The organism is Dickeya sp. NCPPB 3274 (genome assembly GCF_000406205.1).
Taxonomy (GTDB): domain Bacteria; phylum Pseudomonadota; class Gammaproteobacteria; order Enterobacterales; family Enterobacteriaceae; genus Dickeya; species Dickeya fangzhongdai.
In genome coordinates this window covers 2046317-2052609 of record NZ_CM001979.1, presented here as the reverse complement: position 1 = coordinate 2052609, position 6293 = coordinate 2046317, and the positions used below count along the sequence as shown (strand labels likewise).

At 48.2% G+C, this 6293-nt stretch carries 9 protein-coding genes; 3 read left to right on the top strand and 6 right to left on the bottom strand.

What is annotated here, in order from left to right:
• Positions 1–146: 146 nt before the first annotated feature.
• On the bottom strand, positions 147–587 hold the full coding sequence (locus DXX3274_RS09400; protein ID WP_042859573.1) for a toxin YdaT family protein: 441 nt from the start codon (positions 585–587) through the stop codon (positions 147–149).
• A gap of 100 nt (positions 588–687) precedes the next feature.
• On the opposite strand from DXX3274_RS09400, the gene DXX3274_RS22810 reads away from it, so the two are divergent.
• The 3 genes from DXX3274_RS22810 to DXX3274_RS22800 all read left to right on the top strand — a co-directional run bounded on the left by DXX3274_RS22810 (position 688) and on the right by DXX3274_RS22800 (position 2379).
• Positions 688–1026, top strand: a complete 339-nt coding sequence (locus DXX3274_RS22810; RefSeq protein ID WP_238556101.1) for a DUF4224 domain-containing protein — start codon at positions 688–690, stop codon at positions 1024–1026.
• A gap of 833 nt (positions 1027–1859) precedes the next feature.
• On the top strand, positions 1860–2105 hold the full coding sequence (locus DXX3274_RS09390) for a CopG family ribbon-helix-helix protein (RefSeq protein WP_042859571.1): 246 nt from the start codon (positions 1860–1862) through the stop codon (positions 2103–2105).
• Positions 2095–2379, top strand: a complete 285-nt coding sequence (locus DXX3274_RS22800) for a type II toxin-antitoxin system RelE/ParE family toxin (protein WP_071603937.1) — start codon at positions 2095–2097, stop codon at positions 2377–2379. The genes DXX3274_RS09390 and DXX3274_RS22800 overlap by 11 nt, the downstream gene beginning before the upstream one ends.
• 618 nt (positions 2380–2997) lie before the next feature.
• Here DXX3274_RS22800 and DXX3274_RS09385 read toward each other — a convergent pair.
• The 5 genes from DXX3274_RS09385 to DXX3274_RS09365 all read right to left on the bottom strand — a co-directional run bounded on the left by DXX3274_RS09385 (position 2998) and on the right by DXX3274_RS09365 (position 6286).
• Positions 2998–3393 (bottom strand): Imm63 family immunity protein, encoded by a 396-nt coding sequence (locus tag DXX3274_RS09385; protein ID WP_042859570.1) that lies wholly within the window; start codon positions 3391–3393, stop codon positions 2998–3000.
• Positions 3390–3620 carry a hypothetical protein gene (locus DXX3274_RS09380; protein WP_042859569.1) on the bottom strand — a complete coding sequence of 77 codons (231 nt, stop codon included), beginning with the start codon at positions 3618–3620 and terminating at the stop codon, positions 3390–3392. The genes DXX3274_RS09385 and DXX3274_RS09380 overlap by 4 nt, the downstream gene beginning before the upstream one ends.
• Positions 3621–3849: 229 nt before the next feature.
• The gene (locus tag DXX3274_RS09375) at positions 3850–4233 is read right to left on the bottom strand and encodes a hypothetical protein (RefSeq protein WP_042859568.1); all 384 of its coding nucleotides are present in this window, start codon (positions 4231–4233) and stop codon (positions 3850–3852) included.
• Positions 4234–4533: 300 nt separating this feature from the next.
• Positions 4534–4959, bottom strand: a complete 426-nt coding sequence (gene arsC / locus DXX3274_RS09370; RefSeq protein WP_042859567.1) for a glutaredoxin-dependent arsenate reductase — start codon at positions 4957–4959, stop codon at positions 4534–4536.
• A gap of 43 nt (positions 4960–5002) precedes the next feature.
• Positions 5003–6286, bottom strand: coding sequence for an arsenic transporter (locus DXX3274_RS09365; RefSeq protein WP_042859566.1), 1284 nt, complete (start codon positions 6284–6286; stop codon positions 5003–5005).
• Positions 6287–6293: the final 7 nt, after the last annotated feature.

The window sequence follows — 6293 nt, the reverse complement described above, 5'->3', positions numbered from 1 at the left end:
GTAACGAAAAACGGCTAAAGCCTTATCTGGCAAGAGATGCGGGCCAACTGCTATAGCCCCCCATCCAATGTACGTGAGTGTTAACGCTGCAGGAGTTACAGGTGCGGGAAAATTCCCCTGGCGGGTGAAATTCCTTACACAATTTGTTATCTGTGATTGGTGGCGTTGCGAAGTATCGCATCAAAGGAATCCTGTACCCTGCGGATACATCGCACCATTTCACGATCTTTCAGCACGATAGAAATGAGCGCGACCGATATATCGCGTAGCAGCACTGATACCAGATAATCATGCTGATCGTCATTAATGTGCGCCCGCCGTTCAGCAGGTAGAGCGGCGATAATGGCGGGCATCAATGCCTCTACCTTGACTCGCGATACGCGGGAATCAGAACGCAGCCAGCGAAATATCTGTTGCCGATTATTGTTGATAGCACGCCAGTCCGCGGCACCGTTATGCTCCATTGGGTACAGACGAACGGAATCATTGCTGCCTAATAGAAAAAACTGCTTAGTTATTTCGATCGCCACATGTTCCTGACCGACTTCCACCGCCCATCGCTCAATTTCGGCCTTTAAGCGCTCCATAGTGCTCCTCTCTGATAAATTGATTTGGCTTAATCAGATTTAAATCATCCTTGAGCGCTTCAATACCGATGTAGTGTAAAAATGGTCTGCATAGTGTGACATGTCACTCTATGTCGGTATTGGCTCTGTTCGGAAGGCTGATTGGCAAAAGCATAAAGGGGATAAGGTGGAATCACGCGATCCAAATATGACACTCATTACCGATGAGGAAATGATTGAAATCACTGGGGCGCGCTATCCGGGTGTGCAATGTCAGATACTGCAGGAGCATTGTATCGCGTTCGTACGACGCCGCGATGGACGCCCACGTACAACCTGGTACAACTTCAATCACCCTTTGAACACGCGCAACCAACTGCCTGAGCCAAAGCCCAAAATAGAGCCTAATTTTGCTGCTTTGGATCTGCCTTCTCCGAAGAGAGGCAAGAAATCTGCGTGATGTGTGGTAAATTCCTGTGCATGAGAAAAATTACTTATTCAGAACTCACGTTAAGGCGGTCATGCGAAGGTGTGGCCGCTCCATTTAATACGGTGGAGTTCTCGTATGAAGAAAAGAAATCGCTCATGGCGCAAGCATCATGAGTCTCGTCTGAAGAAAAAACGTACCCATTACCATAATGCAGGGGATGGAAGCGCCATTGCCATCGGATCATGCTGTCAAACCCCGTGTTCGTGCTCATGCTGGATGTGTGGTAACCGGCGTAAACATCATGGTATGAATATGCAGGAAAGAAGAGCCCGAACGCGCAACACTGATTAGAACACTTACCCGCCCCTGGCGGGTTTTCTGTAGATCAATCTTTGAAACCTTTCTTCGCCTTACTGCCCCTGTTGGTTCTGAGGGGCATATCGGGCAGATTATCAAGTGATGAAAAATCAAACTCTCTACCGCCATTTTTCAGGATGACTTTTCGCTTTAGTTATACGCTTAGTTATACAAGAAAAAATAAAATTATATAAAATCAAATAAAAACATTACATTGCATCGAAAATTCAATTTCTCTCGTGACTTCCGTTAGTACCGGTTACTGACGGAAACCCCACAGAAACCCGCATCCTCTCTGAGTTTGCGGGTTTTTTGTTGCCTGTTATCTGCCGGGATACCCCGTTTACAGCCGGAAACTTTGGGCTCGCCTCCTTAATTGGGAATCGCTTTAAAAACGGAACCCAACGGACACACTGTTTTACCCTCCTTTTCTCCTGCTAACTTGCTCCATTCGCCCACAGAAACTACAATGTATACAAAATAAACAATGTAGTGAGGTATACATCATGGGTGTTATGTCGGTTCGCTTGAATGACAACGCCTCCGCCCAGTTAGACGCGCTGGCAAAGGCGACGGGGCGTACACGCTCTTTTCTCGCAGGTCAGGCTATTGAAGAGTATCTCGCACGGGAAGCCTGGCAAATTGCCGAGGTTGAGCTAGCGATTAAAGAGGCTGACGCGGGTGATTTTGTTGCGGCTGATGAAATGGACAAGCTGTTTCAAAAACTAGGTGCAACAACGCATGGAAATTAAATGGCTGCGCAAAGCTGCCGCCAATCTGGAAGCCGAATACCACCATATTGCACAGGATGATCCGCAGGCAGCAGGCCAGTTTGTCAGTGAGGTCAGACGATTAACACAACTCCTGCCAGAGCAGCCATCACTGGGGCGACCGGGTCGCGTTCCAGGCACACGCGAACTGGTGTTATCGCACTATCCCTATATCATCCCTTACCGTGTCAAAAACAACACCATTCAGATCTTACGCATTTTCCACACCCACAGGCGTTTACCGTCCACATGGTGAGTGGTGAAACTGGCCGCTCACGGGTTACAGCAAAACGATACGCAATAAAGTACGCAGCATCATGCGTCATTTTCAGTGCGTACCACGGCGCAAACATCCTTACTCCATGTGCGGTTAGCTTTTGTTCGTGTATTTCCTGTTTCGTCCGGCGCTAAATGTTCAGCCTGTTATCAGATAGGTAAGTTCCAGTAGTGCTGGTCTTCTGAAAAAACGGCGCGGTTTGGATTATGGAAGGTTTCTGCCCAACGATTAAGAGCTGTTATACGGCGGGGAATATTCCTGACTTTTGTGCGGTAATCTTTGCTGAGGCGCCTGCTCATATATTTTATGCTCCTTATCTACTTAACGGACTCATGCTATCCTCTCACATTTAGCATTTTCCTAGCCCAATAGATTAGCTTATAGTCATTCATTGTCACGGACAATATTCATTGGGTTGAGAGCCATAACCTCCGCTCCATTCTCCTCTGGTTGACCAAGACCGCTGTTGGACAATTTTGTGCCAGCAGCGGACATTACTAACTTTATGACGAGTTAATTAATGGGGTAAGGACAGACGGTCAAAAAATGATTAATAAAAATTAATAATAAAATGCATATGGGGATAAGCGTCAACCGTTATAGCCTGAGGAGCGCTGCAAATTCCTTGTGCTTTCTTGTAGCCCATTCGGGCTTGATGGAAAGCATTAGATGATACTGTCTTCGGAAATATACATCTCTGAACGTTCTGTCTGGAGAGCTATTCAAAGCCGCATAGTTTGAAGCCATACCACGTACACCACAGTCAGTGAACCAATAAAGGATGTCTTCGTCGCTACGGGTCACATTACGCTCCCTTTCGATGCCTCTTTCACTGACGATGAAGTGATATTCCTCCCCATGAATTTCCAGATGTGGAGTAGCGAGACCATCAGGTTTGTCAGGGATGATGAAGTAATGATTTGGCCTTACTCCTCCACCAAGTTGCTGACCAATTTTAAGGAGCTCCGCTCTCAGTTCTTCGATTATTTTCATCGGAATATGCTTTTCTTGTATTTCAGCCACTCATCCCAGACGAATTCTGCGTCAATATCAGGATAGCCGCGGTCCCTAACCATCTCCTTTGCAATTTCCTCTGGCAGTTGAACGGCGGTAGCATCATCGCGTATTGACTCAATTTCTTGCCGGGTCAACTCACGACCAGCTGCTTTCTCTTTTGCCTCCAACAATACGACCAGCGCAGGGATGAATACTATAGTCATTTCTTGTTCAACTCTGATATTTCAACATAAAGCAGATAGCTACTCTTCAGGATCATCATCGACTTTTCACGATAAAACTTCAGGCTTACATAGAGTCGTCCCTAAGATGCTTCGGCTGCCGCGTATCGCCTGTAGGACTTTGACCGGCATGTGAGGCACTACCTACACGTTACATCAGGCACCGCAAGGTTAAACTTGTCCTTTCTGGCCCGTTGTTGCGATATTCAAATTACTCAAGGGATACGTTGTAGTCATCGATAACCCGCATTAAAACTACTCTTGGTGTATCTTTTGTACTAATTCTGAAGTTGCTCTTCAGCCGCTGCACGATCATCACCGTAGAGAGTTCGTTACCCAAATATGAGATAGTCAATTTTTTCCCCATGTTCTTATCGGTAATATCCGCCAATCGCTCGCCACATCTATCCGTAAGATAAATTCCTAAACTATCCGCCCCCGTTTCATCCTGCCTCACGTAATGAATGGACTTTATGCACGACGAATCGAAGATATGATTTTGGGTTCCAACCGAAAATTTAAACTCCCCTTTTTCTGCATACGACGCAAATGGTATGAGTAAAGACAAACATAATAAGCCGAACTTACTAGACATTTTATCCTCTATTATGGGAGAAAAGCCGCTATGGACCGCCCCAGGACATGGCGAAACCTCAGAAAGAAATTTGCGAACATAATAATGCGCGTTGGTTGCATACCAACGTCCTGGATAGATGTGCCGGACGATAATACCAGAAGTTAAATTAAGCTTCGCACGTTCATCTGTAGGTCACAGGGAAAATTGGTTTATGAAATGTGATAAATGCTTAGCGTCTTTATCAGCAGCACGTAAACGATGCTGCACAAACGAGTGTTCTCACACACTTCCTGCACATTCCAGATGTTCAATTCCATTCTATTCCACTCGCCTCCCGAATTTATCGACAACTTGTTCTCCATCCTCTTTGATAAACTCCCCTTGCTGCGCATCGGGTAAAATATCCAGCACCACTTCTGACGGGCGGCATAAGCGGGTGCCAAGCGGCGTCACGACAATCGGGCGATTGATAAGAATCGGGTGCGTCAGCATGAAGGAGATCAATTGCTCATCACTGAACCTATCTTCGTCCAGCCCCAGTTGTGCATAAGGCTCTACATTTTGGCGTAATAGCGCACGCGGGGAGATTCTCATTGCGGAGATTAATCTGACCAGTTCGTCTCTCGACGGGGGGGTTTCAAGGTAGTGAATGATGGTGGGTTCGACCCCGCTATTACGAATCAGCGCCAGTGTATTGCGGGACGTTCCGCACGCCGGATTATGATAGATAGTAATGTCTGTCATCGCTTTTCTCTTCAAAAGGATCTGCGGTGTACCACCGCGCAAGTCAGATGGAAAGACGCAGCGCCAGAGCGGCCAGCGTCACAAACAGCACAGGAAATGTCATCACCACGCCAACCCGAAAATAATATCCCCAACTGATGCGGATCTCTTTCTGCGCCAGTACATGTAGCCACAGCAACGTGGCAAGGCTACCGATGGGTGTCAGCTTTGGTCCTAAATCACAGCCGATAATGTTGGCGTAAATCATCGCGTCACGGATCACGCCATCGGCGGTGGATGCGTCAATCGAAAGCGCCCCGATCAGTACCGTTGGCATATTGTTCATCACTGACGACAGAATCGCCGTCAGGAAACCGGTGCCCAATGTCGCCGCCCATAATCCATGCGCAGCCAACTCATTCAGCAACGGTGTCAGATAACCGGTCAGACCTGCATTGCGCAGCCCATACACCACCAGATACATTCCCAGCGAGAACACCACAATCTGCCAGGGAGCATCGCGCACCACTTTGCCTGTATCAATAATTTGCCCGCGCCGGGCCACCAGCCAGAGAATCCCGGCGGCGACAGCAGCGACCAGGCTGACAGGCACGCCCAGCGGTTCTAGTACGAAAAAACCACTCAGCAATAGCAACAAAACACACCAACCGGCTGTGAATGTCCGCCGATCGCGAATGACGGCAGCGGGATTTTGCAACTTGTCCAGATCATAACGGGCAGGAATTTCCCGACGAAAGAAGACGTGCAGGACGCCCAGCGTGGCAATGACCGCGGCAATATTCACCGGCACCATAACCGCCGCATAGGTATTAAAGCCAATGCGAAAATAGTCCGCGCTAACAATATTGACCAGATTGGATACCACCAACGGTAGACTCGATGTATCGGCGATAAACCCGGCCGCCATCACGAATGCCAACGTTGCGCCACGACTAAAACCGAGCGCCGCCAGCATAGCCACGACAATGGGCGTCAGGATAAGTGCTGCGCCATCATTAGCGAATAAAGCCGCAACCAGTGCTCCCAGTACAATCATCAAGGTAAATAAGCGTTTTCCCCTCCCCTGACCTCTGCGCGCCATGTGTAATGCCGCCCACTCAAAAAAACCGGACTTATCGAGGAGCAAGCTGATAATAATCACGGCAATAAACGCCGTAGTCGCATTCCAGACGATATGCCACACCACCGGAATATCCGCCAGGTGAATAACCCCGGTCACCCATGCCAGCACGGCTCCAAACGACGCACTCCAGCCGATACCCAAACCACGCGGTTGCCAAATGACCAGTATCAACGTCAGTATAAAAATGGCTCCAGCCAGTAGCATACGATGT